Origin of the sequence: Pseudoduganella sp. GCM10020061 (assembly GCF_042683405.1) — a bacterium.
GTDB lineage: Bacteria > Pseudomonadota > Gammaproteobacteria > Burkholderiales > Burkholderiaceae_D > Telluria.
In genome coordinates this window covers 822,854-849,407 of the sequence record NZ_JBHUJS010000001.1, presented here as the reverse complement: position 1 = coordinate 849,407, position 26,554 = coordinate 822,854, and the positions used below count along the sequence as shown (strand labels likewise).

Below are 26,554 nucleotides of genomic sequence, written 5' to 3'. Positions count from 1 at the left end.
AAAACATGGCCGATTCCGCCAAAATACTGAGCACGCAAGGGCCACGCCGGAGGTCGCAGGTGGAAGCGGGTCCGCCTGAGGGGACGTTCAGCATGGATCCCCGCGTGCGCGGGGATGATGGGAGTTAGCGGACGGCGCTGGGGCGGCGCAGGGCGGCGGACTTCTTGTCGTCGGCGAGGGTCAGCGTGATGCGCGGGATGCGCTCGCCCTGCAACGTGACCGAGAACGCCATCAGCTCGTCGCGGCGGAACACGTGCACGCTGACCGCGTCGCCGACGGCGTAGCGCGCCAGCATGGCGTCCAGGTTGCCGCCCACGCGCAGGCCGTCCAGCGCGATCAGCACGTCGCCCGCCGAGATGCCGGCAGCATGCGCGGCGCCGCCTTCCAGCACATGGGTGAACTTGACGTCGGCGCCATCGCGGGCCGTCGAGACGTCCAGCGACGGGCGGCCCGGCTTGCGCTCGTCCGCCATGCGCACGCCGAAGGCCGCATACAGGCGCGCCAGCGGCAGTTCGTCTGTGCCGCGCACATAGCGGTCGAACAGGGGCTTGAGCCGCAAGCCGGTGACTTCGTCGAAGATCGCTTCCACCTCGGCCTCGGTAATGCCCCGGCCGCCGTCCGGATAGAAGTCGCGGCCGTAGCGCTGCCAGATCGCCACCATCACGTCGTCCAGCGACTTCGCGCCGCCGGTCTTGCTCCGGATGGTCAGGTCGAACACGAGCGCGATCAGCGAGCCCTTGGTGTAGTAGCTGACGATGGAGTTCGGCGCGTTCTCGTCCTGGCGGTAGTACTTGGTCCACGCGTCGAAGCTCGATTCGGCCACGCTCTGCTTGGTGCGCCCGCTGCCGCGCAGGACGCTGGCGATGGTTTTACCGAGCAGCTTCATATAGGCCGGCTCGTCGATCAGGCCGGAGCGCAGCAGGAGCAGGTCGTCGTAGTAGCTGGTGAAGCCTTCGAACAGCCACAGGAGGCGGCTGTAGTTCTCCACCTGCAGGTCGTAAGGCGCAAACTCCGCCGGCTTCATGCGCTTGACGTTCCAGGTGTGGAAGTACTCGTGGCTGCACAGGCCCAGGTATTTGATGTAGCCGTCGCTCGGCGTGCGGCCCTGGTCGGCGATGGTCGGCAGGTCGGCGCGGTTGCACACCAGCGCGGTCGAGGCGCGGTGTTCCAGGCCGCCGTAGCCGTCGCCCACCGCCATCGTCATGAAGACGTAGCGGTCCATCGGCGCGCGCCGGGTCTTCGGTTCGAAAAAGGCGATATGGCGTTCGCACAGCACCTTCAGGTCGCGCTCCAGGCGCTCCATGTCCAGGTTGGGCACGCGTCCCGTGATCACGATGTCGTGCTCCACGCCGCAGGCGGTGAAGCTGCCGAGCGCGAAGTCGCCCATCTCCACCGGGTGGTCGATCAGTTCATCGTAGTTCGCCGCCGCATAGGTGCCGAAGCCGTAGCGCTTCGCTCCCAGTTCCGGCAGCGAGGTCGCCACGCGCCAGTAGCGCGCCGCCGCGTCCTGCGGCTTGAGCAGGTCGACCTGGTGCGTTTTTTCCTCCTGCCCGGCCACGCGCAGGTACATGCTGGTGCCGTTGAAGAAGGCGTGGGTCTGGTCCACGTGCGCCGCGCGCACCGACATGTCCCATGCGTACACCTCGTACACCACGGTCAGCGCGCCCTGCACCGGCGCAGCGCGCCAGGTGTGCTTGTCCAGCTTGTCCAGCGCGACGGGCTGCCCGTCGGACTCGGCGCGGATCTGCACGATATTGCGCGCGAATTCCCGGATCATGTAGCTGCCGGGGATCCAGGCAGGCAGCGCCAGCACCTGGCCCTCGGGCGCCGGCGCGTCCACGCGCAGCGTCACTTCGAACAGGTGCCCGGACAGGTCCTTGGGGTTGACGGTATAGAGGATGGAGGGGAGTCGTTTGGAAGCGGTCTTTTTCATGTGCGGCTGGGCCTTTCTTGTGCAGCGCACAGTGTACTTCAAACCGCCCGCAAGTCGCCGGGCGCGTCGATGTCCCTGAATATGCCCGCGTCAGGCACTTCCACCAGCGTGACCGGCCCCTCCAGCAGCAGGCTGCGCGCTCCCTCGTCGCCGCCCAGCGCCAGCAGCGCGTCGCGCCGGGACGGGCCGAACGCCACGGGGTTGCCGCGCCTTCCGTGCATCGAGGGGGCCGCGATCTGCGCGCCGTCGGCCAGCGCATCGCACAGGGCTTCGATGGTGGACGGCAGCACGTCGGGCATGTCGCCCAGCGCGATGACCCAGCCCAGCGGCGCCGGCAGCGAGGCGCGCACCGCGTGGACCAGCGACACGCCCATGCCCTGCGCCGCATCCGGGCATACGGTGACGATGCAGCCGGCCTGCTCAAGCTCGCGCGCGACAGCGGTCGCTCCGGGCGCCACTACTGCGATCACATGGGGAACCGCCGCAAGCAGGTGGCGGGCGCTCGCCCCCACCACCGTGCCGCCCGCACCGTAGGGTGCAAGCAGCTTGTCGCTGGCGCCGGTCGGGTCGAAGCGCGTGCCCCTGCCCGCGGCGAGCAGGATCCCGACCGGCGTCATGGCCTCAGGCCGAAGCGAGGTCGAACGGCAGCTTGCGCAGCCGCTTGCCGGTCAGGCGCGCGAGCGCATTGGCGAATGCCGGCGCCAGCGGCGGCAGGCCAGGCTCGCCGATGCCGGTCGGCGGCTCGGTCGAAGGCACGATGAACACATCGACCTGCGGCATGTCCACCATGCGCGCCACGGTGTAGCGGTCGAAATTCCACTGCTCCACCACGCCATCCTTGAGCGTGATCTCCGCGCCGGGCAGCGTGGTGCCGAGCGCCATCAGCGCCGCGCCCTCCACCTGTGCCGCCACCGACATCGGGTTCACCGCCAGGTTGCAGTGCACGCCGGCCGTCACCTTGTGCAGCTTGGGCGTGCCGTCCACCACCGATGCCTCGACCACGTACGCGACCACCGAATTGAACGATTCGTGCATCGCCACGCCCCAGGCGCGCCCCTTCGGCAGCGCCTTCTTGCCGTAGCCTGACTTGGCCACGGCCAATTCGAGCGCCGCCAGGTGGCGCGGATGGTCCGTGCCCACCAGCTTGCGGCGGTATTCCACCGGGTCCATCTTCGCCGCCTGCGCCGCCTCGTCGATCAGCGTCTCCATCACAAATGCAGTGTGGGTCGAGCCGACCGAGCGCCACCACAGCACCGGCACGTTGGCCTGCTCGATGTGCGTGGTGAGGTTGAGCGGCACCTTGTACGGCTTGCCCATCCCTTCGGTCATGGTGCCGTCCACGCCGTTGCGCACGCCGAACTTCTCGAACGGCGTGCCGGCCAGGATCGACTGGCCGACGATGGCATGGTCCCAGGCGACGATATTGCCCCGCGCGTCCATGCCTATGTCGGCGCGGTGCACGTACGACGGGCGGTAGTAGCCGCCGCGGATGTCGTCCTCACGGCTCCACACCAGCTTGACCGGCCCCGTGTGGCCGCCGGCGCGGTACGCCATGGCGATGTTCACCGCCTCGACGATGTAGTCCGACGAGGGCACCGCGCGGCGGCCGAAACCGCCGCCCGCCATCATCGTGTTCAGCGTCACCTTGTCCGCCGCCAGGCCGGTGGTCTTGGCAACCGCCGCATGGTCCACGGTCTGGAACTGCGAACCCACCCATACCGCGCAGCTGTCGGCCTTGAGGTCGACCAGGCAGTTGAGTGGCTCCATCGGCGCATGCGCCAGGTAAGGGAACTCGTAGACGGCCGAAATCTTCACCGGCGCGCTGGCCAGCGCCGACGTATCGGCCTTCTGCGCCACCGCGCCCGGCGCCTTCGCACGCTCGCGGAATGCCGCCATCTGCGCCGCCGTATCGACCTTGCCGACCGAGGCGGTATCCCACTCCACGACCAGCGCATCGCGTCCGACCTTGGCCGGCCAATAGCCGTCCGCAATCACCGCCACGCCGCTGCCGCCGCGATCGACGGGCACCTGCACCACTGCGACCACGCCCTTGACCGCCATCGCCCTGGACGCGTCGAAGCTCGCCACCTTGCCGCCGAAGACAGGCGGATGCGCCACCACGGCCACCTTCGTGCCCGGCAGCGTGAAATCGATGCCGAACTGCTGCTTGCCGGTGGACTTGGCGCGCGCGTCGATGCGGCGGGTCGGCTTGCCGATCACCTTGAACTGCTTGGGATCCTTGAGCGTGACGGCCAGCGGCACCGGCAGCTTCATCGCCGCATCGGCCAGCGAGCCATAGGAAGCCTTCTGCCCTGCCGGGCCGTACACGACGCCGTTCTCCGTGCGGCACTGCTCCGGCGCGACCTTCCACTGCTGCGCGGCGGCCGCGACGAGCATGAGGCGCGCACGTGCGCCGATCTCGCGGTACTGCATGAACGAGTTTTTCACCGATCCGGAGCCGCCGGTCATCTGCAAGCCCATGCCGGGATCCTTGTACGCGTCGCCGGCGGGCGCCAGTTCCGCGCGCACCTTCGACCAGTCCGCGTCCAGCTCCTCGGCGATCAGCATCGGCAGGCTGGTGTGCACGCCCTGCCCGAACTCGAGGCGGTTGACCGCCACCGTGACCACGCCGTCGGGCGTGATGTGCAGGAAGGCGTTCGGCTGCGAGATCTTGCGGGCACCGGCCTGCGCGGCGGCGAACTTGTTCGAATCCGGGATCGTGAAGCCGAGCACCAGCCCTGCCACCGCCGACGCTTTCAGGAAACCGCGGCGCGACACGCCCTCGCCTGCTGCCTGTTCTTCGGCGCCCGCGTCGCCATGCATCCATTCGTTGCGCATGACGGCTCCTTAAGCGAGGGTTTTGGCCGCGTCCTTGATGGCCGCGCGGATCCGTTGGTAGGTGCCGCAGCGGCAGACATTGCCGCTCATGGCGTTGTCGATGTCGGCGTCGGTGGGACGCTTGTTGGTGCGCAGCAGGGCCGCCGCGCTCATCACCTGGCCGCTCTGGCAGTAGCCGCACTGCGGCACATCGTGGCGCACCCACGCTTCCTGCACAGCCTTGCCGACCGTGTCGTTTTCCATCGCCTCGATGGTCGTGATCTTCTGTCCCGCAGCCGCCGAGATCGGCGTCACGCACGAGCGGACCGCCTGCCCGTTCATGTGCACCGTGCAGGCACCGCACATGGCCGCACCGCAGCCGAACTTGGTGCCGGTCATATTGAGGTTATCGCGCAGCGCCCACAGGATCGGGGTCGATGGATCGGCGTCGACCTGCATGTCGCGCCCGTTGATATTCAGTGTCGGCACCAGTCTCTCCCAGTAAAAATGGGGACAGACCCCATTTCGAAAATGGGGTCTGTCCCCATTTTTAGGACCGCGTTTCGGAAATGGGGTCTGTCCCCATTTTGATTATTTTTTGATCGAGGCGAGCTTCGCTTCGAGGGTCTTCAGGTCGATCATTCCGGAGACACGGGAGCCGTCCGCAAAGAAGATCGCGGGCGTTCCTTCGATCCGAAGCTTCTGCCCCAGCTCGACCACCTTGTCGTTCGGGTTGTCGCATTTTTTGGTGACGGTTGGCGGGACCTTGCCGTTGACCATCCAGTCGTCCCAGGTCCTGTTGCGGTCGGCAGCGCACCACACATTGGCCGACTTGACGAAGGAATCGGGCGACAGGATGTTGTACATGAAGGTGTACACGGTGATGTTGTCGGCCTGCTTGAGCGTGGTCTGGCGGAAGCGCTTGCAGTAGCCGCAGTTCGGGTCCTCGAAGATCGCGATCACGCGCTCGCCATTGCCCTTGACGGTCTTGAGCGCGAGGCCGAGCGGCAGCTCGGAGAATTTGATCCGGTTGATCTCGTCCGTGCGCGCCTTGGTCAGGTTCTGCGAGGTCTTCGCGTTGAAGATGTTGCCGATGAACAGGTACTCGGCGTTCTTGTCGGTGTAGATGATCTCGTTGCCGATGCGGACTTCATACAGCCCGGAATACGGCGTCGCCGTGATCGACTCCACCTTGGCAGTCGCGCCCAGGCGCTCCTCGATCGCCTTGCGGATCGTTACCTCTGCAGGCTGCTCTGCACCCACGCAGCCCGCGAACAGCACTGAGGCGAACGCCAGCGCTACCTTTGCTTTAACCATGACATCTCCGGATCAAACCGCTGAAAAAATTACTTTCCCATCGCCTGCGCGATCAGCTTACGCTTGATAAAGGGAAACTTATCCAGCAAGTTTAATCCGAAATTGCGAACTACGCGCAAGGGTTCGAGGTCGGTTCCGAACAAACGCTCCAGCCCGTCGGTCGCAACTTGCATAAGTAGCACGTCTTCCTTGCGCTCACGTGCATACCTTGCCAGCACCCGGCTGTCGCCGATGCTGCGGTGCGGCTCGCGGTCGGCGACCACCTTGAGCAGGTCCTGGATATCGCCAAAGCCGAGGTTCATGCCATGCCCGGCCAGCGGATGCACCGCGTGCGCGGCATCGCCTGCCAGCGCCACCCGCGGCGCCACGATCGTATGCGGGCGGATCAGCGCCAGCGGCACGGCTGCCACATCTTCCGGCGTCAGCGGACGCAGCGCGCCCAGCACCGGCTCCGCGTACTGCGCCAGGCGCACCGCCAGTTCCGACAGCGTTTCGGTCAGCAGCGTATCGGCCAGCGCATCCGGCGCCGACCAGACCAGCGATACGCGGTTGCCCGGCAGCGGCAGCAGCGCGATGATGCCTTCGGCGCAGGTGAACCACTGGTACGCCACGCCATGGTGCGGCGTGGTGCACGAAAAATTGGTGACGATCGCCCGCTGGTGGTAATTGCGGTAGTCGTAGCCGATATCGCACTGGCCGCGCACCCAGGAGTGCTTGCCGTCCGCGCCGACCACCAGGTCCGCCTCCACCTGCGCGCCATCCTCGAGCGTAATGCGGGCATGCTCGGTGGTCGTATCCAGTCGGGCCGCCCGGCCGTGCAGCATCTTGACGTTGGCCGCGAACTTGAGCGCCGCGTCCAGCGCCTGGTTGAGGTTGCTGTCTTCGACGATCCAGGCCAGCGATTCCACATGCGCGCCGAACGAATCGAAGGCCAGCCCGCCGCCGTCTTTGCCGTCGCCGCTGACTTTCATTGCCTCGACAGGGGCGATGCGGTCGTGCTCGAGCGCGCCCCACACCTTCAGCGAGGTCAGCAGCTTGTGCGCCGTGTGGTTCAGCGCATACACGCGCACGTCCCACGGCTTGGTCACGCCGGACGCAGCAGGCGGAGGCGCGCTCCCGACCATCGGGCACAGCAGCGTGACGCTGTGGCCGGCCTGCGAGAACCCGAGCGCGGCCGTCTTGGCGATCGGGCCATTGCCCACGATGCAGACGTCGCTACGGTGACGCGCTGCCAAAGATGTTGATTTGCTCATGAAAAGCATTATAAAGCCAAGCGCGTAGCGGACGCTGCACGTCCGGAGCGCTAGCTGGCCCCAAGAATTTGCGCGATGCGCTCTTGCAATATCGATTTGGCCTGACTATAATCATGCCTCTTGGCCTGGTAGCTCAGTTGGTAGAGCAGAGGATTGAAAATCCTTGTGTCGGTGGTTCGATTCCGCCCCGGGCCACCAAGAATTCAGCAAAACGCCACCTTCGGGTGGCGTTTTGCTTTTGCGCCGCCGTCCCTGGCATCCGCTGGGTCAATGCCCGCCACCCGCGGCACCGGCCTTGCCCGGCCCGCCCGACGGGACCCTCAGGTATGTGAGACTGAGGAACGCATAAAAAATCACCGTCGCAGTCAGCCCGAGCAGGATGTAATTCGTGGCGGGCAACAGCAGGGAACACCCGGCCAATACAAAGACGACCAGTGTGTTGACCAACAGGTAGAAGCGGAGTTCGGGTACCTCCATGAAGTACGCGTATTGCTTCCCAAGGAAGAAGCAGACCAGGCCGACGACCGACAGCACGCGAAAATCGTGGATGGCCAGGTCGCCCAGGATGGCATGCCGGATCAGGCTGGCAAGGATCGACAGGCCGATGAAGACGAACAAGTGCGAGTACACGACCGAATGACCGGTCGTGAGCTTTTGCCTGGTCAGCAGGTGGAAGCTGTCAAAGTAGACCCACCAGATGCTCGATATCATGACGAAGCCGGTCGCGGCGGTCAGCATCCTCTCCGCGGTCCAGCTGATGTCGGCCAGCCCGGCGGACAGGCTGTAGACGGACTCTCCCAGCATGATGATCGTGAGCAGGCCCACGCGCTCGATCAGGTGTTCGGTATGCACCGGGATCTCCTGGAGCCGGCGCGGCAGGAACAGCATGAACGCGACCAGGTCGAACACGATCCCAAGATAGAACACGGCATATCGCTGTGGCGCCGGGAACAGGATCGAAGCAAGGCTGATGGTCGCGCCTGCGAGGATTACCCAGCCAACCGCCGTGGTAAGTCCGACGCTTTCCTTATGCCGGTGTTTGGACACGAAATACATGAAGGCGATGACGTATTTCGAACCCGCGTAGCAGACGACGATGGCGTCGAATCCTGCCACGAATCGCCGGTCGATCAGGCCCGAGATGATAATCAGCAGGAACATGATGACCAGCGTGGCCAGCCGATGCTTCCGGTCGTCCGCGTCGAACCGGTTGGCATACATGGTGTGGCTGGCCCAGATCCACCACAAGGGAACGAATATCAGGATGAACTTCCAGAACTGCTGCGGATCGAGATGACCGTCGTGCGCATGGCTCAGGATATGGGTGACATCGCCGATCGTGACTACAAAAATCAGGTCGAAGAACAACTCCAGCCAAGTGGCATGGCGATGGGCATCGAAATATTTTGTGTTGTGCATATCAGCCCATCGCGCGAGATGCGCCGGGCTGGCGGTGGACGGTATGCCCATCGTTAGGGCTGACCGGGGCAGTGCCAGGGTCGGGGCCGCGCAAGCAATCGATACGAGTCTCCATCCCTGCTCCTTCGCGTGGCGGGCCGACGCGTCGATACTAGCAAAGGCTGGCGCTTGCCCGCGCACGGGCCGCCGGAGGCAGCGTGCCCCGGGCGCCGCGCGGGTGGTCCGGCTCCTTGGGCCCTCCACCTGCGTGTGCTAGATTGAATGAGCGAAGGAGGATGTCGCCATGGCTCTCTACTTGACCCGCTTTAGCTATACACCGGAGACCTGGGCCCGGTTGATGACACGGCCCGAAGACCGCCGTGAGGCCGCGCGAAAATACATTGAGTCCGTCGGCGGCAAACTGCATGGCTTCTGGTACGCGTTGGGGCCCTGCGACGGCTACAACGTGTGGGAAGCACCCGACGATGTGTCGATGGCTGCGGTCGCGATCGCGATCGGTGGAGGCGGCGCCGTGTCAAAGTTCGAGACGATCCCGCTACTCTCCGTCGAGGACACGCTGGACGCCCTGGCCAAGGCGCGCACCATCGCATACCGTCCGCCTGGCGCCACCTGATCGCACGCGTTCTTGCCGCAGCTATCGACTGTCATCGCGGCCGGATACACGCGCTAGCTGCCCATGCCCGCCAACGGCAGCCCTTCCGCGCGGGCAAGGCGCTCCATTGCCGCCTCGAGCACGGTACGCGCCAGCCCTGCTGCGTGCTCGAGGTCACGGTGCAACTGGGCATCGGCTTCGTTCCGGCTGGCGCATTGCGCACTGTAGCGCTCGAAACTGCCCGTGATCAACAGCAATTCTGCCAAATGGCGCGGGCATTCGCATTGCAGCACGTAGCTGGCGCGGGTAATCGATGCCAGCGCCTCGTCATTGAATCGCACCGGCGCGACGACCGGCGCGGGCGCGGTGTCGGGCAGCATGGGCTTGCCCGCCAGCGCGCTGCGGCACAACAGCATCAGTTCCCCCAGTTCGGCGGGCACCCGCGCGACGACGCACCCCTCCTCGCGCAGCCGCCGCACCGAAGCGCTCGGGCAGAAGCGGTACAGCACGATGACCGCGCTGATCGCAAGCACATCGCGCGCTGCCAGGATCTGGGGCACGTCCGCGTCGTTGAGTTCTGACAGCTCCACAATCAGCACATCCACCGCGGCACCCTGGAGCGCAGTACCTGCCTGAGCCAGGTTGTCGCAATGGCACTGGACATTCAGGCCGGCACCGTCGCGTTGATCGGATGCGATGCGGCGGTACAGGCTGCGGCCCACGATCGCAGCGCGCACACGCGCGGCGGCCACCACGGCACCGGCGGCGCCCGCGGCTGCCAGCTCCTCCAGTTGCTCCATCGCCAGGCCAGCCAGCACGCCAATCGGATGACCCTGGTCGACCAGTTGCTTGAGCAGCCCGAGCCGGCGCACCTGAATGGCTGAATACAAACGCTGGCCCCGCTCGGAGCGCGGTGTGTCCGAGAGACCATACCGGCGCTCCCATACACGCAAGGTTTCGACCGGGAGCCCTGCCAGCCGGGCCGCGACACCGCTGCGATAGGAAGCTGCGGGCCGGCCGGCCGGCGCCGTGGTGTCGCCTGAAGTATCATCCATGATTGAACCGTTATTGAACCGTAATTGATTCGATTTTACCGGTTCTCGCGTGATTTTTCGAGCGACATTCACGCATAATCCGTTCACACCACGGTTCAACATCTGTTCAACCCGCTGTGTGGAACTGATTACCTCACCCTACAGGAGCTCGCCATGAAAAAAGTTTTGACCGCACTCTCGCTCACGTTCGCCCTCGGCGCCGCGCAGGCTGCCGACATCGTCGATACCGCCAAGTCGGCGGGCTCGTTCAACACGCTGGTCGCAGCAGTGCAGGCTGCGGGACTGGTCGACACACTCAAGGGACCAGGCCCGTTCACCGTGTTCGCACCCACCGACGAAGCCTTCGCCAAGATTCCGAAGGCTAAACTGGATGCACTGCTCAAGGACAAGGCCGCACTGACCAAAGTGCTGACCTATCACGTCGTGCCAGGCAAGGTGATGGCCGCCGACGTCAAGCCTGGCGCCGTGAAGTCCGTCCAGGGCAGCAACCTGACCGTCAGTGCGAAGGGTGGCAAGGTCTGGGTCGACAAGGCCGCCGTGATCAAGACCGACATCGCCGCCGACAATGGCGTCATCCATGTGATCGACACGGTGGTGATGCCATAAACGACGGACGATGCGTGCACCGCATACCCTCTGATCGCATGCCAGCACAATAAAACGCCACCTTCGGGTGGCGTTTTGCAGCGGCGCGTCGCTTCATCGTTGAAACGCAGCACCCGCTAAGGAGTCGTCGACCTACGACTCGACGTTTGCTATAATCGCCCGCCTTGGCCTGGTAGCTCAGTTGGTAGAGCAGAGGATTGAAAATCCTTGTGTCGGTGGTTCGATTCCGCCCCGGGCCACCAAGAATATTCCTTACAAAACGCCAATCCATACGGATTGGCGTTTTTGTTTTCTGGACTGAAAGTCTTCGGCTCCGGTCCATTTCCGGATGCAGTAAGTATTAGCAAGCCCAATCGACCAAATTGTCCAATCGTCCGCAGAGCTGCTTAACGAGACGAATCATGAAAGCGAAAGGTAAAGACTGAAGCTTCCGCACAAACCACTCATTCCGTTGCCCAGCCAGCTTCGCTCGCGATAAAGGATATGCAATGCACAGCCAGTTCCGCGTCGCCATCGGCAATCTTCCGCTGGTCAAGCTCCGCTCGCTCGTGTCTTTTCCCGAGGATGCAATAGGCGGATGGTGTCAAGCGTGGACAATAAAGCTCTTCGATCAGGGAACTGCTTTTCGACCACGCTGCCCCATTTTGCCGAAGTCTCTTTCTTCCTGTGCGCCAATCAGAGACGAACCACTCGACGATTGCACTAGACTACTCAACCCGCGCCCGGGATAGTCCACTATAATTTACGCTGGTAGACTGATAACGATTTTGAACGACTTTGAGGCTTAAAAAGAGCGCCAATGCTATGAATTCCGAGCCGTGGGTCACAGCAATCGATGTCGCTAAGCATTTGGGCGTCGTAAAGGATACCGTTTATCGCTGGCGGGAGCGCAAGGGTTTGCCAGCGCACAAGATAGGTCGGCTATGGAAGTTTCAGCTCTCCGAAGTTGATAAATGGGTGTGAGCGGGAGGAGCTGACGAAGACGATGCGCACGACAAGCTAGATACCGACCGCCACACATCAGGGGGATAAATGGACAAGCACCAGCTCAGTGAGCGTGATATCTGCACCAAGTTTATCACGCCTGCGATTGTGCGGGCGGGCTGGCAGCAGCGTCAGTTTCGCGAGGAAGTAAATCTCACGGACGGTCGCGTCATGGTGCGCGGCAAACTTGCGGCACGTATTAAAAATCCCGATGCCAAAGGTGGCCCTAAGCGTGCGGACTTCGTTTTGTACGCCAGGTCAAACGTACCGATTGCGGTAGTCGAGGCCAAGCAAGCGCGCTTCTCGGTCGGCCACGGCATGCAGCAGGCATTGGCCTATGCGGAGATGATAGATGCCCCCTTTGCCATCAGCAGTAATGGCGACGGCTTCCTGCTGCACGACCGCACTGGCCTGACGCAGCCCAGCGAGCGCGAGCTCTCACTCAGCGAGTTTCCATCGCTGGACGATCTTTGGCCGCTTTATCAGCGATGGAAAGGCCTTGTTGAGCCTGCCGCAGTTAAGCTAATTGAGCAGCCGTTCTACACCGACGGCAGCGGCAAGGAGCCACGCTATTACCAGCGCGTCGCAATCAACCGGGCCATCCAAGCCATCGCCAAAGGACAGCAGCGCGTGCTGCTGGTAATGGCCACCGGCACCGGTAAAACCTACACCGCATTCCAGATCATCTGGCGTATGTGGAAAGCCAAAGCGAAAAAACGCATCTTGTTTTTGGCCGATCGCAACATTCTGGTCGATCAAACCATGCAGCAAGACTTCGCCCCCTTTGGCGAGGTCATGCACAAGGTCTCCAACCGCGAGGTCAAGAAAAATTATGAGATCTATCTTGCCCTTTATCAGGCGGTCACAGGCAAGGAAGAATGGAAGCAAATTTACAAGCAGTTTCCGGCCGATTTCTTCGATCTCGTCGTTGTTGATGAATGCCATCGTGGCAGTGCTGCCGATGATTCAGCCTGGCGCGATGTGCTCGAATACTTCAGCGTCGCCACACACTTGGGCCTGACGGCTACGCCGAAGGAAACCAAGGAGGTAAGCAACATCACCTACTTTGGCGACCCAATCTACACTTACTCGCTGAAGCAAGGTATCGAAGATGGCTTCCTCGCGCCCTACAAAGTGATCCGAATCGCCACTGATGTCGATGCCGTGGGTTACACCCCCGAAAAAAACAAGATCGACAAACTCGGCCAGGCAGTGGAACAGCGCCAATACAACACGAAAGATTTTGACCGCACACTGGTGCTGGAAAGACGCACCAAACTGGTAGCCAGCAAAGTATGGGAATACCTCAAGGCCACCGACCCAATGGCCAAAACCATCGTGTTTTGTGATGACCAGGACCACGCCGAACGCATGCGGCAAGAGCTGGTCAAGCTCATCCCGGCCGCTGCCAGCAACCGTCGCTACGTCATGCGCATCACGGGCGACGACAATGAAGGCAAAGCGCAGCTTTCCTACTTCATCGACAACGACGAGCCTTACCCCGTCATCGCGACCACCTCCAAACTGCTGACCACCGGTGTGGATGCCAAGACCTGCAAACTCATCGTGCTGGACCAAAACATCAACTCGATGACTGAGTTCAAGCAAATCATTGGTCGTGGCACCCGTCTGCGCGAGGACTACCAAAAGCTGTACTTCAACATCATGGATTTCAAGGGTGCGACACGACTGTTCGCGGACCCAGATTTCGACGGTGAACCGGTGGTGATATACGAGCCAAAGCCCGATGAACCCGTAGTGCCGCCTGACATCACCAACCCGCCCGGCATCAGCGAACCCGAGCCCCCACCCTATGGCCCTGGTCCGAGTGGCGGCGATGACACGCCACCCGGCGACATTACGGGCGGAGGCGGAGGCGGTGGCGGCGAAGGCCGCGTCAAATACGTGATCGACGACGTCAACGTGCGCGTGGCGGTGGAGCGCTCGCAGTACCTCAATGCCGATGGCAAGCTCATCACCGAGGATTACCGCGTTCTTTTGAAGGACGACATCAAGAAAGCGCTTCAGGCCGAGTTCGGCAGCATGACTGACTTCCTGCGCCGGTGGAACAGTGCTGAACGCAAGCAGGCCGTATTGGAAGAGCTCGCCGATCAAGGTGTGCCGATCGAAATCCTGCAACAGGCTGTGGCCAACGGCAGCGAGCTGGATGTGTTTGATCTGGTCGCCCATGTTGCCTTCGACCAAAAACCGCTCACCCGTCGCGAGCGCGCCAACAACGTGAAGAAGCGCGATGTATTTGGCAAATATGGCGAGCAGGCCCGTGCCGTGCTCGAAGCCCTGCTCGATAAGTTCGCCGACCACGGCGTGCAGGACATCGAAGATGCCAAGGTACTGGAATTGCCGCCGTTCGACCAGTTTGGCAGCAAAACCCACATCCGGCGCGGCATCTTCGGCAGCGTCGAGCAATATACCCGGGCCGTACAAGAGCTTGAACAAGCGCTCTACGACCAGAATGAACTGAAACAGGCCTGAGCCTGTAAATCGAGAACCACAAGATGAATCTTAGCAGCACCATCAAATCCATCCAGGACATCATGCGCAAGGACGACGGCGTCGACGGCGATGCCCAGCGCCTTGGTCAGCTCACCTGGATGCTCTTTCTTAAAGTGTTCGATCAGCGTGAGGAAGAATGGGAAGACGATAACCCCGCCTACAAATCATCCTTGCCAGAGCGTTTCCGCTGGCGCAACTGGGCGGCTTACAAGGCCGATGCCGACGGCAAGAAGAAGCCGCAGATCGCAGGCAGCGAATTGATCGGCTTCGTCAATAACGAACTGTTTCCCACGCTCAAGGATCAGATCGACGCGGACCGCAGCCCCCAGCATAAGGTCATCCGCGAAGTATTCCGCGATGCCAACAACTATATGAAATCCGGTCCGCAGATGCTGGCCGTGATCGAAAAGCTAGAAGAAGCCATCAACTTCCACGACTTCAAAACCCGCGCCAGTCTAGGCGATGTCTACGAGCAGATGCTCAATGATCTGCGCGGTGCGGGCAATGCTGGCGAGTTCTACACCCCACGGGCCATCACCGCCTTCATGGCCGACCGCGTGAACGCGCGGCTGGACAAACGCGAAACCGTGATGGACCCGGCTTGCGGCACTGGCGGCTTCTTGACGGCTGCCATTGACCACTTCCGCAATCAGCTTGCGACGATGAAGTCACCGCGTCCAGAAGACAAGCGCGCCATCGAGGAGCTGATCCACGGCATCGAGAAAAAGCAACTGCCTCACCTGCTGTGCACCACCAATATGCTGTTGCACGGCATCGACGTGCCCAGCCAGATCGAACACAAAAACACGCTGGGCATAGGCTGGAACGAATGGAGCGCCACCGACAAGGTCGATTGCATCATCACCAACCCGCCCTTCGGCGGTTATGAAGATGACGGTGTGGGCAGCGACTACCCGACCGATTTGCGTACGCGCGAAACCGCCGACATGTTCATGGCGCTCATCATCAAAAAGCTGCTGAAAGAGAACGGCCGTGCTGCCGTGGTGCTACCCGATGGTTTTCTGTTCGGCGATGGCATCAAAGGCACACTGAAAAAATTGCTGCTACGCGACTGCAAGCTACACACCATCATCCGCCTGCCAAAAGGCGTGTTTGCGCCTTACACCACCATCAAGACCAACCTGCTTTTTTTCACCAAGGGCGGCCCAGTCGATGACGGCACCGAACACTTCCACACCGACAACATCTGGTTTTATGAACACCGGTACCCACCGGGCTACAAGAGCTATTCCAAAACCAAACCCATCCGGCTGGAAGAGTTCAAGCCCGAGCAGGACTGGTGGGGCAGCGAGGCCAACGACTTTGCCGACCGCGTGGAAAACGAATTCGCCTGGAAAGTGGATTTCAAAACTAAACGCGAACAGGCCGAAGCCGCCGCAAAGCCACACTGGCAACGCGCCGAAGACCTGAACAACCAGGCCGTCGCGCTGGAGACCGAGGCCAAAGACCTGCGCAACAGCCTGGTCGGCACTACCGATGCCGCCTACCGCGAAAAAATCGAAGCGCAGATTGCCGAGCTACGTGCCCAAGCCGAACCCCTGCGGCTCCAAGCACGCGATGCCCAGGCAGCGGGAGACCGCCTCTATTGGCCGATTTTTAACCTCGACATCAAAAACCCCAACGCGCCAGAAGAAGAGACGCACGACCCAGACGAGCTGCTGAGGAAGTACAAAACGCTATTGGGCCAAATCGAAGAAACCGAAAACCAGCTCAAGAGTGAATTAGCTGCCGCGCTGGCGCATCACTTTGTAGGTGAGGATGCCTGATGGATGCACAGCAATTTTTGGCGGAGTTTGGTCACATTACGAACGCGCCAGGAGGTATTCGAAAGCTCCGTGCATTGATTCTGCAATTGGCCGTTCAAGGAAGATTAATAGCCTTTACGACGTCAGATGCTTCGTCTCGGGTTTTGCTTAGCGAGGTCCGCTCAATTAAAGCCGGCCTAATTTCCGATAAGAAACTTCCACGCGAGAAACCGTTTCCGGAGGTGTCGCAGCAAGAGATCGCCGCTGATGCTCCGCCGCATTGGGAATGGGCTCGTTTCGGTGAGGTCTGGCAACTATTGTCTGGCCGTGATTTGGCACCTAGCCAATACAACGATTCAAATCATGGAATCCCGTACATAACTGGTGCAAGCAATTTTGAGTGCGGGGTCATAAGCATTAACAGGTGGACGTCAGCTCCCGTTGTAGTTTCAATCACTGGTGACCTATTGATCACATGCAAAGGCACTATTGGAAAAACGGCATTCAACACTCTTGGAGAGATTCATATAGCCCGTCAAATCATGGCGATAAGGAATTTCTCTGGGAAGTTGAATACGGGATTTCTAAAGATTTGGCTTGATGGCTTCGTTGGTCAACTGGTTGAAAAATCCAAAAGCATGATTCCAGGATTTTCGAGGGATGATCTTATTTTGGCGGCTTATCCTGTGCTTCCTGTCGAAGAACAATCCCGCATCGTCGTTAAAGTCGATGAGCTAATGAGCTTGTGCGACAAGCTGGAGGCGCAACAGCAAGACCGCCGCAAGCTGCAAAACAATCTGCGCCAGACCACCCTGCAAGCTGTCTCTAGCGCCACCAGCCCGCACGAATTGCAAACCACTTGGGCGCGCCTGGCCGAAAACTTAGGAAAGTTGCTTTATGTGCCGGAGGATGTTTCAGAAATCAAGGCGCTGATCTTAGATTTGGCAATTCAGGGGCTACTGACTGATCGACAGCTCAATGACCAACCTGCTGAGGCATTGATTAGCCGATCTTTGGAAGCTAAACGTATGCGCCTCGCCTCTGGCGAAATGAAGAACAAAAAGCCTTCGGCTACTGATATCGTTGATGTAGAAATAAATATTCCGGCGCATTGGAAGAGGGTGAGCTTGGATGAGCTTTTTCAGTTTATTGACTATCGCGGAAAAACACCGGTCAAAACAAGCAGCGGTGTTGTACTTGTAACTGCAAAGAACGTGCGCCCTGGATTCATTGCGGTTGAGCCGGTGGAGTATCTGTCAGAATCCTCATATCAAGCATGGATGACCCGAGGTTTTCCTCGTGTTGGCGATCTACTAATTACCACCGAAGCTCCACTTGGGAATGTGGCGCGCATTGAAGAGCAACCTAGTTTTGCGCTCGCGCAACGCGTTATTGATCTTCAACCCTTTGCCGACCTAAATACGAAGTGCGCCATGTACTTCATGATGTCTCCACTCTTTCAGTCATTGCTAGAAGAGAACTCAACGGGGATGACTGCAAAAGGCATTAAAGCAGGGAAGCTTAAGCAGTTACTTTTGCCAGTCCCCCCAAAAGAAGAGCAGCAACGAATCGTTCAGCGGGTCGAGGAACTAATGAATATATGTTCGGTGCTGTCGTCACAGCTCGAAGCAGCCAGAAATCAATCTACTCGGCTTGCTGCTGCTTCCGTGTCCAGCCTAACCGGCATCGCCATCGAACAAGAAGAGGAGTCCATGAAAGCCCCACAAACTGAATTGATCGCGCTACTGCGGCTGGGCACCACGCCCGACATCAAAGCCCAAGCGCCGCTGGCCACTATTCTGGCTCGTCACAATGGCGAAATGAGTGCCAAGGATTTGTGGCAGCGCTTCGGCAGCGAGATCGATGCCTTTTACGCGCAACTGAAAGCTGAGGTGGCCCACGGCTGGATTCTGGAACCGGTTCCCGCTGAAATGCGCGAAAAAGCGGCCGATACGGCGAGCGCTTGATATGCAACTGCTACGTATCCGTATCCCGTCCTTTCGCAATCTACGTGATCTCGACATCGCTTTCGATACGCACTTGCAAGCCGCGGCGAGTGCGCATGGTGATGCACAGCCCAAGCCCATCCGCAGTCATGCGCTAATCGGCCAGAACGGCACCGGCAAATCCAACCTGATCGAGGCGCTGATCACCATTTTCCGCGATGTGGATCTGGACCGCGAGGCGGCCTTCGACTACACGCTGGAATACAGCATTCGCGGACACGCTGTGCGCATTGAGGCGGACACCTCCAAGCAGAAGCGTCCTTATGTATGGGTGGATAGTGACCGTGTTAGCCAAGAGTACCTGACCAAAAACGACACGCCAGGCAAAGAACCGCCTGATCATCGTCGCGGCCCCCGCTTACTGCCAACACATATTTTTGCTTACTACTCGGGCCGCAACGAACGCATTGAGGTGTTGTTTCAGGAGCATCAGCGCCGTTTCAACCAGCGCCAAGAAATCACCACGGACGAAGTGCTTTCCGAGCAGTTGCTGGAAAACTTTACTGGCTCCGAGGCGGATATTCGTGCCGTCGAAGATGCCAAACGCCGCCGCGATGCGCGGCTGAAGCAAGCGGGCGACGACCGGCTGCGCCGTCTGTTTTACTGCCGTGGCGGGCATAGCCAACTAGTGCTGCTGGCGTGTTTATTGTCCGACGACCCGGTATTCAAAAAGGTACTAAAAAATCTGCACATCGAGTCGCTGGAGTCGGCTTTGTTTGTGTTAAAAGAACCACACCGTCTGCGTGAAAAGCGTCGTAACGGCAAGTTTGACGAACAAGAACTCAACGAAGGCGACCCGCGTTTCTGGTATGCACGCGGCAATGTGGTGAGCGAGTTTCTCAACAAACTGTGGCAGGTGGCTTGGGCGCCGATTGAGCAAGAAGCCACAAAGCAAATCGACTTTCGTGGTCGCAGCGAAAAACAGAAGCAGCTTTACTTGTTCGTCCCCAGCCAGGAAAAACTCAGGGAGTTGGGCGAACTGGTCGGCGGCACCGATAGCTTCTTCCGCTACGCCGAGGGCGCCTATATTGGCGACTTGATCGACGAGGTCCGAATCACTGTTAAGAAACGCGATGAGCATGGCGGCAACGTGAGCTTCACCCAGCTCTCCGAAGGCGAGCTGCAAATGCTCACCGTGCTGGGCCTGATGCGCATCACCCGCGAAGACCATTGCCTGTTCCTGCTCGACGAACCGGACACCCACCTCAACCCGATCTGGAAGCTGCGCTACTTCGACGATATCGAAGGCGTATTGAGTGATAGTCATGTCGGTGGGTTCGACAGCGGTGCTTTTGATACATCCCTAGGGCAATCTCAAATCCTCATCACCACCCACGACCCGATGATGGTGGGCAGTCTCAAGCGAGAGCAAGTGCACATCCTTCGCCGTGATGATGGCCGCACGGTGGTAGACGTACCCGACGAACATCCGCAGGGGATGGGCGTGACTGGGCTACTTAAGAGTGAGCTGTTTGGCCTCTCGTCCACACTCGACATCGAAACTGAGCGGCGCTTGTTCCGCCGAAATGAACTTTTTGTGAAATCACCGCGCACTCCGGAGGAGGATGCTGAGTTGAGCCGTCTGTCAGCCGAGTTGTCCGATCTTGGCTTTTCGACGGCTGACTTCCGGGACCCGGATTACGCGCTGTTTGTACGAAGGATGGCGCAACACCGCCGCTTCCGCAAACCCGTGCTCGCGCCCGAGGAGCAGGCCGAGCAAGATGCGATTGCTGATTCGATCATCGAAGAAATCTTGCGAGAGGAGGATGGCCAGTGATCTGGATCGACCTGGAGCACAAGCGACCTACCGATACCGACATCCCCAATTGGGTGCCTTGGACAAAAGCGCAGTGGGATGCCTGGCTGGCGAAGTCTGCCCAACTGGTGGCCGAATTGGCTGCCCTCGAAGCGGCGGGAAAACGTGATGAACGCAATGCACTGATTGATGCCAACAGCACTCACTGGGGTGCTTTGAAGGAATGGCTGTTAGCGTTGTCTGCGGGCAAATGCTGGTTCTCAGAAGTGCGAGAGCTGTACTCACACTACGACGTGGAACACTTTCGCCCCAAAAAAGAAGCCAAGGCACTAGATACCAGTCTGCGCGACGGCTACTGGTGGCTGGCTTTCGACTACATGAATTTCCGCGTGTGCGGCAATGTCGGAAACCGCAAGAAGGGGGGCTGGTTTCCCCTCAAAGATGGCTCTCTATGCTCCACCTACGCCGCGCCCTGTGAGGAATCAGAAACGCGCTATCTGCTTGACCCGATTGATGACGATGACGTTGCGCTGGTCGCTTTTGACGAGGAAGGTAAGGTCATTCCCATGCCGGGTTCCTCCCCTTGGGAGCAGGAGCGTGTCATCGAGACCGTAAAGCGGTTCAAACTCAATGAGCACGCGCCTTTGGCAGAGGCTCGCCGCAAGGTATGGCAACAGGTGGACCGCTTGATAAACGACTTTGCGATAGCTAAAGCCCGTATTGGTGCAGGCAATAACCCAGCTGCCAAGGCTAAGTTGACCGAGGTCCGCGCGCGCATACGCGAAATGACCAATCCAACGGCTGAACTATCGGCAGTCGCTCGATGGTGCTTATTGATGCGAAACGATCCGCAGCTTTTCCGGCTGGTTTGTTAATACTTCGACATGAGTGAACTACAAGCACGGTGCCATCCATGGCGAATCGACTTCGCCACAGAAACAGAGATTTTTTGGAATATGTAAAATTGGTGAAGCAGTTTTTCCCAAACTGGGGAAGCAAGATTGGCCGATTGGGATTTACCCGCTTGTGTCGGTGGTTCGATTCCGCCCCGGGCACCAGGAACATGCAGTTCACGAGACGCCAACCCATGCAGGTTGGCGTTTTGGTTTTCAGGACGTCCGACTCTTTCCGGCATCAACCCCTCGCCCTTTGTTAAGGGTCCCGTTCTGGCGAATCGCGCTTGCGCCGGGGTGCCGCGTACCCCTTAGTGAATGAAGTCGAACGCCTGCCATGCCCGCATTGCACACCCATTTTTCCGCACCACGTATCGCTTCATCGCCAGGAGGAGGCAATCCAATGGAACAAGAAGTGAGCGCCCAAGCTGCCGCGAGGCGCTGTGGACTGGCCATACCTGCTCAAATCATTTCTAATGGCACTTTGTGCTTGGGCGGCGGAAATGCGCGGCCCAGTACTGCAAGCTCGTCTGTCGTCAGATGAATGTCCAGCGCGATCCGGTTTTGCTTGACATGCCCTGGCGTGCTGGCCTTCGGGACCGCGATCAGGTGTGCCTTGCGCAGCACCCAGGCCAGGGCGATTTGGGCCGGGGTGGCGGAATGTTCATCGGCAATGCGCCGAATGTCAGGGTCCCCTAACAGGCGGCCTTGCTCCAGCGGCGAATAGGCCATGATCGGGATGTGTCGCTGCTCGCACCATGGCATCAGGTCGAATTCAATGCCGCGCCGCATCAGATTGTAGAGCACCTGATCCGTTGCAACCGCGGCCCCGTCCGGTAGCCCGGCGACTTCCTCCATATCCGGCACGTTGAAATTACTCACGCCCCAATAGCGGATCTTGCCGGGGCGTAGCAGGTCGTCGAAACCCGCCAGCGTCTCCACCAGCGGTACCGGGCCGCGCCAGTGCAACAGGTACAGGTCAATGTGGTCGGTCCTGAGGCGGCGCAGGCTGTTCTCGCAGGCGGCGACTGTTCGTCTTCGGGCCGCATTCTGTGGAAGCACTTGTCGACGATAAAGGTCTTCTCCCTGCGTCCCTCGATCGCCTTGCCAATCATTCCTCGGCCGCGCCGTCGCCATACATTTCTGCCGTGTCGATCAGTGTCATGCCGATGTCGATGCCGAACCGCAGTGCGTCGATTTCGTCCTGGCGTTCGCCGAAACCCCAGGTCCCCTGCCCCAGCACGGGCACTTCCTCGCCCGAGGGAAGTTTGGTCTTGCGCATGATTGCTCCCTCGGCTCAATGGTGAACATCCGCGCGGCGAAGCATGCCGAAGCACGCAACCGGCAGCAGGCATCGCTCCTGGACAAGCACCAGGAGTCGATCCGGGTTTCCAGCATCGATTGATGATCGCCCACTGGACTTGGGTGCCGGACGCCTGTCCGGCTGATCTGGGAGCGGAGAATGGAAGCAGGCGATCACCAGTTCATGGCGCCTGCCGGGATCATCACCAGCCCCCCGTGCTTACGCCGCGGCGGAAGCGCGCAGCATCAGCGGCTCGCGCAGCCGGATGATCTGGCGCACATCGTCGGCGTCGATCACTTCGATGCTGACCAGTCCCATGGCGCCTTGATCGACCCAGACTTCACGCGGCTTGGGAATCAGGTGATCGAGACCCTCGACGAGAACTTCGATGAGATCGCCCTTGGGGTCGTAGGTAACGCCCAGCAATTGAATCCACTTCTGCTCGATCTGGGCGCCGATACTTAGTCCGATCACCTCAATTTCGACCTGCTTGCCGACCAGCAGCGATTTCGACATCTGATCAAACGTTTTTTGCCATGCCGCTTTTTCAAGTTTTGCCGTAGCCATGATGTTTGCCTGCCCCGTAATTTAGATCTTAATCATCCGCACAACTGGTGGCACAGGGAGCCTGCCACCATCGTCCGCATACCCAGTCGTGAGTGTGCGTTGTAATCAGTGTGTGCACGCAGCGCCGGCCCTGCCCAGTGTGGCTCGGGGCTGGGGTTCCGCCAGCTGCGGCAGGATCTCGTTGCCGATCTCTTCGAGCACGTCTCCGGCGTTGCGCGCGCCGTACTTGAAGTTAAGGATGACGTGGTCGGCCGCGGTTCGGTATCAGCATGCCGGCCATGATCTCACTCCGCGCGTTAACGTCCTTTCACGATATTCCCGTTCCGTGGCCGGTGCAAGCGCGCTCAAACGAACGCACCCCGGGCCACCAGGAATTCATTACGCAAAAACGCCAACCCATGAGGTTGGCGTTTTTCTTTCATGCTGGTCCGACGCAACCGGCGCTCCTGTTCATTGCCCGGCCACTTTCCGCAGCGCGGAGGGCTTGTGCGCCGCCTCCGCCCCCGTCTTGTCGCTGACCACCAGGTACTCGGGATTGTCCGGGGAGGCCGCCACATGATGGCCCTTGATATCGATGGGCGAAGTCAGTTTCCTTTTAACGGTGCCACGCACAGCGCCCTGCGCGGACTCCCATTCCACCTTGTCCCCTGCCTTGAACGTGACAGTCATGATCGGTCCTTTCGCGAAGTGCCGGACGGCGCTTTGCATTGTAAGTACAGGCGGCCGGGGGTGCTTGTTCCGTTGACGTTGCCGGTTTCCACGGCGATACTTCCTGCTCTGCGATAGCTGAGCTGCACACTGCATTCGGCCCTGCGCGTCAACCTGGAGTCCGCATGCAAACCGTGTCATCCCCCATGATTACCAACGATGCCGTCATTCTCGGCATGCTCATCTCCATCCTCGGCGGCGTGCTCTGGACCGCCTCGCGCCAGGATGGGTTCTGGAAGAAGTTCTACAGCTATGTGCCGGCCCTTCTGCTGTGCTACCTGCTGCCCTCGCTGCTGAACACGCTGGGCGTGATCGATGGCTCGGCCTCGAAGCTGTATCCGATGGCGCGCGACTACCTGCTGCCAAGTTCGCTGGTGCTGCTGTGCGTCGCCATCGACTTCAAGGCCATCGTCCGGCTGGGACCGAAAGCGATCATCATGTTCCTCACCGGGACGGTGGGCGTCATGCTCGGCGCGCTGGTGTCGTTCGAGGCGATGCGCGTGATCCATCCCGAAACGGTGGCGGGCGACACCTGGCGCGGCATGACCACGGTAGCAGGCGCGTGGATCGGCGGCGGCGCCAACCAGGCCGCCATGCGCGAAGTCTTCAGTGTGGACGCCACGCTGTTCGGCCAGTTCGTCGCCGTCGATGTCCTGGTGGGCAACCTGTGGACTGCGGTGCTGCTGTTCCTGGCCAGCCGCGCCAGGGCCTTCGACCGCTGGACCGGCGCCGACCTGACCGCGCTGAACAACCTGCGCGACAGTATCGAGCAGTACCAGGCGCAGCACGCCCGCATCCCGAACCTGACCGACCTGATGGTGATCCTGGCCATCGGCCTGGGCGCGACCGGCCTGTCGCATTTCCTGGCGCAGCCGCTGGTCGAATGGATCGCCTCGCTGCCAGCCGACTGGCGCCTGCAGGATTACAGCCTGACGTCCAGCTTCTTCTGGATCGTCGTGATCGCCACGACCATCGGCCTGCTGCTCAGCTTTACCAAGGCGCGCACGCTGGAAGGCGCCGGTGCATCGCGGATCGGCGCGGTGATGCTCTACGTGCTGGTCGCCACCATCGGCATGCAGATGGACCTGGCCGCCCTGCTCGACCGTCCGTGGCTGTTCCTGCTCGGCCTGATCTGGATCCTGTTCCACGGCGGATTGATGATCCTGATGGCGAAACTGATCCGGGCACCGCTGTTCATGATGGCGGTCGGCTCGCAGGCGAATATCGGTGCTGCCGCGTCGGCGCCGGTCGTGGCCAGCGCGTTCCACCCGGCGCTGGCGCCCGTCGGCGTGCTGCTCGCGGTGCTGGGCTATGCGCTCGGCACCTACTGCGCCTACATCACCGGCATCACCCTGCGCACCATTGCCGGCGGCTGATTCACACGCCGCCGGGAAGCTCCTGCACGCCACCTTCGGGTGGCGTTGTTGCGTTGGCGGTGCCTGCCGCACGACGTTCGACGTGCTCCAGCGCGAGCAGGGCCAGCGCGTGCGCGCCCTCGTATGACCTGGCGGCAGCGATGAACAGGCCGTTATGGCAGAAGGTGGCGTCGGGTACTCCCGTCACCGCTGCCAGCTCGGCATCGCGCAATCCCGCCCAGGGCTCGGGCAGGTCGGCACGGGCATCGAAATTCTCCGGACTGGCCGGGATGGTGTGGAGCAGGTAGCGCTGTTCGCCAATGCTGTGGCTGATCACGAACAGGACCTTCGGCATCTCCTTGCGTACCACCTGCGTCCAAGGCAACGCGCTGTTCTTCAGGAACAGCAGCTTGCCGCCTTGCAGGACCTCGGACTGGCGCACGTGCGAAGCTGCCAGCATCGCGCCCACACGGTACTTGACCGAATTGATCATGATGTCGGTCAGCAGCGCCATCGCGCGCTTGAATTGTTCAAGCCGGAACTCCTCCGTCGCCGCCCCGTACCCGAGCCGCTGCTCGTCCAGCCAGTTCGGATTGAAGCCGGAAACCACTGCCGACAGCCCGTACCCGCCGGGCGCGTTCTTGGCCGCACCCACATCGGACAGGTCGAGATACTGGACGATGTCGGCGTCGATCGCGTAGGCGATCTCGCGAGCCTTGTCGTCCGGCAGCGCATAGCCCATGTGCGCGGAAGACAGCGCACTGACGCAGCGCCCGCCGTATTCCCGCCAGACCAAGCCGGCGCTGGCGTAGGGAACCCCGGTGGGCCGGCACACGTCGAACCCTTTCTGGTGATGATCGAAGCGTCCTGCCGCCGGATCCCAGATGCCGCCCACGTCGACAGCGAAATCGGCCTCCTCGATGACGGCCGGGTCACGCGTGCGCACCAGCTCGCAGCCGGGGAACAGGATGTTGAGGGTGGCGGCCGCCCATGCGTCGTCTGCGTGGAACTTGCCGTTGTGCGTCACGATCATCATAAGTATTCAGTCTGCGATGGTAGTGAGCGCATGCTACGGCAAAAGCCGCTTTCATGTCCTACGGCAGCGTCCCACCCGGGTCATCGATCCGCGCCCGGTTGCTGCTACTTTGGCGTGGTTTCGACGAGTATGGCGTCGACAGGCTGCTCGAAAGCGATGAACAGGACGCATGGCTTCGCGCTGGCGCAGACCGCCTTGTGCGGCATTTTTGCGGGGCCGTAGGCGTACGAGCCGGGCTTGAGCACGGAGACCTTTTGTCCTTCATAGGTGAGGTGCAGTTCACCCTGCGTCAGGATCATGCGTTCCGCCGAGGTGTGGATGTGCATCGGCACGGACGACTTCCCCGGAACGCGGAGGAACACATCCGCGTTTGCTTTGGCAGGGTCGCCATGCAGGACGGCGAGCTGGCAGCCTTTCGGCATGAAGTCCGGGCAGGCGCCCCATTTCAGCGTGGAGTCGGCGGAGGCGATCGCCAGCGCCGGTTCGGCGGCAACCGGGCCGGATGCGAAGTACAGCATGCAGGCCGACAGCAATACGCATGGCATGGACAGGTGCTTGTGCATGATCTTCTCCTTTTGGACGACAGGTGAACGCAAGGGCTCAGGAAAGCCGTGTCGGGCAATCCAGTTACGCATTCTGCTCCTCGCTGGTGTGCGCCGGCGCGTCGTTGCGGC

The 26,554-nt window shown here is 60.9% G+C and carries 21 protein-coding genes, 2 tRNA genes and 1 pseudogene; 11 read left to right on the top strand and 13 right to left on the bottom strand.

The genetic code is table 11. The annotated features are described in order from the left end of the window. Positions 1-124 precede the first annotated feature (124 nt). The 6 genes from ACFSQR_RS03775 to ACFSQR_RS03750 all read right to left on the bottom strand — a co-directional run bounded on the left by ACFSQR_RS03775 (position 125) and on the right by ACFSQR_RS03750 (position 7,320). A complete protein-coding gene (locus ACFSQR_RS03775; RefSeq protein WP_377728270.1) occupies positions 125-1,933 on the bottom strand; it encodes a M61 family metallopeptidase in 1,809 nt (602 codons plus the stop codon). Between the two features lie 38 nt (positions 1,934-1,971). Next, complete coding sequence (locus ACFSQR_RS03770) at positions 1,972-2,550, bottom strand: NTP transferase domain-containing protein (protein WP_377728269.1); 579 nt, start codon at positions 2,548-2,550, stop codon at positions 1,972-1,974. Between the two features lie 4 nt (positions 2,551-2,554). Next, complete coding sequence (locus tag ACFSQR_RS03765) at positions 2,555-4,771, bottom strand: molybdopterin cofactor-binding domain-containing protein (protein ID WP_377728268.1); 2,217 nt, start codon at positions 4,769-4,771, stop codon at positions 2,555-2,557. A gap of 9 nt (positions 4,772-4,780) precedes the next feature. Further along, complete coding sequence (locus ACFSQR_RS03760; RefSeq protein ID WP_377728267.1) at positions 4,781-5,239, bottom strand: (2Fe-2S)-binding protein; 459 nt, start codon at positions 5,237-5,239, stop codon at positions 4,781-4,783. A 102-nt stretch (positions 5,240-5,341) separates the two neighbouring features. Then, positions 5,342-6,067, bottom strand: coding sequence for a DsbC family protein (locus tag ACFSQR_RS03755; RefSeq protein ID WP_377728266.1), 726 nt, complete (start codon positions 6,065-6,067; stop codon positions 5,342-5,344). Between the two features lie 29 nt (positions 6,068-6,096). Then, complete coding sequence (locus ACFSQR_RS03750) at positions 6,097-7,320, bottom strand: FAD-dependent monooxygenase (RefSeq protein ID WP_377728265.1); 1,224 nt, start codon at positions 7,318-7,320, stop codon at positions 6,097-6,099. Positions 7,321-7,442: 122 nt separating this feature from the next. On the opposite strand from ACFSQR_RS03750, the gene ACFSQR_RS03745 reads away from it, so the two are divergent. Beyond that, positions 7,443-7,518, top strand: a tRNA-Phe gene (locus ACFSQR_RS03745). Positions 7,519-7,587: 69 nt separating this feature from the next. Here the strand turns inward: ACFSQR_RS03745 and ACFSQR_RS03740 are convergent. Next, the gene (locus ACFSQR_RS03740; protein ID WP_377728264.1) at positions 7,588-8,790 is read right to left on the bottom strand and encodes a low temperature requirement protein A; all 1,203 of its coding nucleotides are present in this window, start codon (positions 8,788-8,790) and stop codon (positions 7,588-7,590) included. Between the two features lie 232 nt (positions 8,791-9,022). Here ACFSQR_RS03740 and ACFSQR_RS03735 point away from each other — a divergent pair, with 232 nt between their 5' ends. Then, a complete protein-coding gene (locus tag ACFSQR_RS03735) occupies positions 9,023-9,352 on the top strand; it encodes a GYD domain-containing protein (RefSeq protein WP_377728263.1) in 330 nt (109 codons plus the stop codon). Between the two features lie 53 nt (positions 9,353-9,405). Here the strand turns inward: ACFSQR_RS03735 and ACFSQR_RS03730 are convergent, their stop codons facing one another. After that, positions 9,406-10,488, bottom strand: a complete 1,083-nt coding sequence (locus ACFSQR_RS03730) for a MerR family transcriptional regulator (protein WP_377728262.1) — start codon at positions 10,486-10,488, stop codon at positions 9,406-9,408. 51 nt (positions 10,489-10,539) lie between these two features. On the opposite strand from ACFSQR_RS03730, the gene ACFSQR_RS03725 reads away from it, so the two are divergent. The 8 genes from ACFSQR_RS03725 to ACFSQR_RS03690 all read left to right on the top strand — a co-directional run bounded on the left by ACFSQR_RS03725 (position 10,540) and on the right by ACFSQR_RS03690 (position 20,893). Then, positions 10,540-10,992, top strand: a complete 453-nt coding sequence (locus tag ACFSQR_RS03725; RefSeq protein WP_377728261.1) for a fasciclin domain-containing protein — start codon at positions 10,540-10,542, stop codon at positions 10,990-10,992. A gap of 166 nt (positions 10,993-11,158) precedes the next feature. Continuing rightward, positions 11,159-11,234: transfer RNA gene (locus tag ACFSQR_RS03720), tRNA-Phe, on the top strand. A gap of 562 nt (positions 11,235-11,796) precedes the next feature. Further along, positions 11,797-11,955 (top strand): helix-turn-helix domain-containing protein, encoded by a 159-nt coding sequence (locus ACFSQR_RS03715; protein WP_377728260.1) that lies wholly within the window; start codon positions 11,797-11,799, stop codon positions 11,953-11,955. A 69-nt stretch (positions 11,956-12,024) separates the two neighbouring features. Continuing rightward, positions 12,025-14,469 carry an EcoAI/FtnUII family type I restriction enzme subunit R gene (hsdR, locus tag ACFSQR_RS03710; RefSeq protein ID WP_377728259.1) on the top strand — a complete coding sequence of 815 codons (2,445 nt, stop codon included), beginning with the start codon at positions 12,025-12,027 and terminating at the stop codon, positions 14,467-14,469. Positions 14,470-14,492: 23 nt separating this feature from the next. Then, positions 14,493-16,277 (top strand): N-6 DNA methylase, encoded by a 1,785-nt coding sequence (locus tag ACFSQR_RS03705; RefSeq protein WP_377728258.1) that lies wholly within the window; start codon positions 14,493-14,495, stop codon positions 16,275-16,277. After that, positions 16,277-18,223, top strand: coding sequence for a restriction endonuclease subunit S (locus tag ACFSQR_RS03700; RefSeq protein WP_377728257.1), 1,947 nt, complete (start codon positions 16,277-16,279; stop codon positions 18,221-18,223). The genes ACFSQR_RS03705 and ACFSQR_RS03700 overlap by 1 nt, the downstream gene beginning before the upstream one ends. A gap of 1 nt (position 18,224) precedes the next feature. After that, positions 18,225-20,039, top strand: a complete 1,815-nt coding sequence (locus tag ACFSQR_RS03695) for an AAA family ATPase (RefSeq protein ID WP_377728256.1) — start codon at positions 18,225-18,227, stop codon at positions 20,037-20,039. Beyond that, the gene (locus ACFSQR_RS03690) at positions 20,036-20,893 is read left to right on the top strand and encodes a hypothetical protein (protein ID WP_377728255.1); all 858 of its coding nucleotides are present in this window, start codon (positions 20,036-20,038) and stop codon (positions 20,891-20,893) included. The genes ACFSQR_RS03695 and ACFSQR_RS03690 overlap by 4 nt, the downstream gene beginning before the upstream one ends. A gap of 480 nt (positions 20,894-21,373) precedes the next feature. Here the strand turns inward: ACFSQR_RS03690 and ACFSQR_RS03685 are convergent. From ACFSQR_RS03685 to ACFSQR_RS03675, 3 genes and pseudogenes are all read right to left on the bottom strand, one after another. After that, a pseudogene (locus ACFSQR_RS03685) lies at positions 21,374-22,193 on the bottom strand (aldo/keto reductase). A 240-nt stretch (positions 22,194-22,433) separates the two neighbouring features. After that, on the bottom strand, positions 22,434-22,781 hold the full coding sequence (locus ACFSQR_RS03680) for a DUF5335 family protein (protein WP_377728254.1): 348 nt from the start codon (positions 22,779-22,781) through the stop codon (positions 22,434-22,436). 450 nt (positions 22,782-23,231) lie between these two features. After that, on the bottom strand, positions 23,232-23,450 hold the full coding sequence (locus tag ACFSQR_RS03675) for a DUF2945 domain-containing protein (RefSeq protein WP_377728253.1): 219 nt from the start codon (positions 23,448-23,450) through the stop codon (positions 23,232-23,234). Positions 23,451-23,614: 164 nt separating this feature from the next. Between ACFSQR_RS03675 and ACFSQR_RS03670 the strand changes: the two genes are divergently transcribed. Further along, positions 23,615-24,865: a DUF819 domain-containing protein gene (locus ACFSQR_RS03670; RefSeq protein ID WP_377728252.1), complete on the top strand. Its 1,251-nt coding sequence runs from the start codon at positions 23,615-23,617 to the stop codon at positions 24,863-24,865. Position 24,866: 1 nt separating this feature from the next. Here the strand turns inward: ACFSQR_RS03670 and ACFSQR_RS03665 are convergent, their stop codons facing one another. After that, positions 24,867-25,880: an MYG1 family protein gene (locus ACFSQR_RS03665; RefSeq protein WP_377728251.1), complete on the bottom strand. Its 1,014-nt coding sequence runs from the start codon at positions 25,878-25,880 to the stop codon at positions 24,867-24,869. Positions 25,881-25,984: 104 nt separating this feature from the next. Further along, on the bottom strand, positions 25,985-26,443 hold the full coding sequence (locus ACFSQR_RS03660; RefSeq protein WP_377728250.1) for a cupin domain-containing protein: 459 nt from the start codon (positions 26,441-26,443) through the stop codon (positions 25,985-25,987). Between the last annotated feature and the right edge of the window lie 111 nt (positions 26,444-26,554).

Coding starts and splice junctions, on each gene's coding strand:
- ACFSQR_RS03775 (WP_377728270.1), bottom strand. CDS start 1,933: ATGAAAAAGACCGCTTCCAAACGACTCCCCTCCATCCTCTATACCGTC.
- ACFSQR_RS03770 (WP_377728269.1), bottom strand. CDS start 2,550: ATGACGCCGGTCGGGATCCTGCTCGCCGCGGGCAGGGGCACGCGCTTC.
- ACFSQR_RS03765 (WP_377728268.1), bottom strand. CDS start 4,771: ATGCGCAACGAATGGATGCATGGCGACGCGGGCGCCGAAGAACAGGCA.
- ACFSQR_RS03755 (WP_377728266.1), bottom strand. CDS start 6,067: ATGGTTAAAGCAAAGGTAGCGCTGGCGTTCGCCTCAGTGCTGTTCGCG.
- ACFSQR_RS03750 (WP_377728265.1), bottom strand. CDS start 7,320: ATGAGCAAATCAACATCTTTGGCAGCGCGTCACCGTAGCGACGTCTGC.
- ACFSQR_RS03740 (WP_377728264.1), bottom strand. CDS start 8,790: ATGGGCATACCGTCCACCGCCAGCCCGGCGCATCTCGCGCGATGGGCT.
- ACFSQR_RS03735 (WP_377728263.1), top strand. CDS start 9,023: ATGGCTCTCTACTTGACCCGCTTTAGCTATACACCGGAGACCTGGGCC.
- ACFSQR_RS03730 (WP_377728262.1), bottom strand. CDS start 10,488: ATGTTGAACCGTGGTGTGAACGGATTATGCGTGAATGTCGCTCGAAAA.
- ACFSQR_RS03725 (WP_377728261.1), top strand. CDS start 10,540: ATGAAAAAAGTTTTGACCGCACTCTCGCTCACGTTCGCCCTCGGCGCC.
- ACFSQR_RS03715 (WP_377728260.1), top strand. CDS start 11,797: ATGAATTCCGAGCCGTGGGTCACAGCAATCGATGTCGCTAAGCATTTG.
- hsdR (WP_377728259.1), top strand. CDS start 12,025: ATGGACAAGCACCAGCTCAGTGAGCGTGATATCTGCACCAAGTTTATC.
- ACFSQR_RS03705 (WP_377728258.1), top strand. CDS start 14,493: ATGAATCTTAGCAGCACCATCAAATCCATCCAGGACATCATGCGCAAG.
- ACFSQR_RS03700 (WP_377728257.1), top strand. CDS start 16,277: ATGGATGCACAGCAATTTTTGGCGGAGTTTGGTCACATTACGAACGCG.
- ACFSQR_RS03695 (WP_377728256.1), top strand. CDS start 18,225: ATGCAACTGCTACGTATCCGTATCCCGTCCTTTCGCAATCTACGTGAT.
- ACFSQR_RS03680 (WP_377728254.1), bottom strand. CDS start 22,781: ATGGCTACGGCAAAACTTGAAAAAGCGGCATGGCAAAAAACGTTTGAT.
- ACFSQR_RS03675 (WP_377728253.1), bottom strand. CDS start 23,450: ATGACTGTCACGTTCAAGGCAGGGGACAAGGTGGAATGGGAGTCCGCG.
- ACFSQR_RS03670 (WP_377728252.1), top strand. CDS start 23,615: ATGCAAACCGTGTCATCCCCCATGATTACCAACGATGCCGTCATTCTC.
- ACFSQR_RS03665 (WP_377728251.1), bottom strand. CDS start 25,880: ATGATGATCGTGACGCACAACGGCAAGTTCCACGCAGACGACGCATGG.
- ACFSQR_RS03660 (WP_377728250.1), bottom strand. CDS start 26,443: ATGCACAAGCACCTGTCCATGCCATGCGTATTGCTGTCGGCCTGCATG.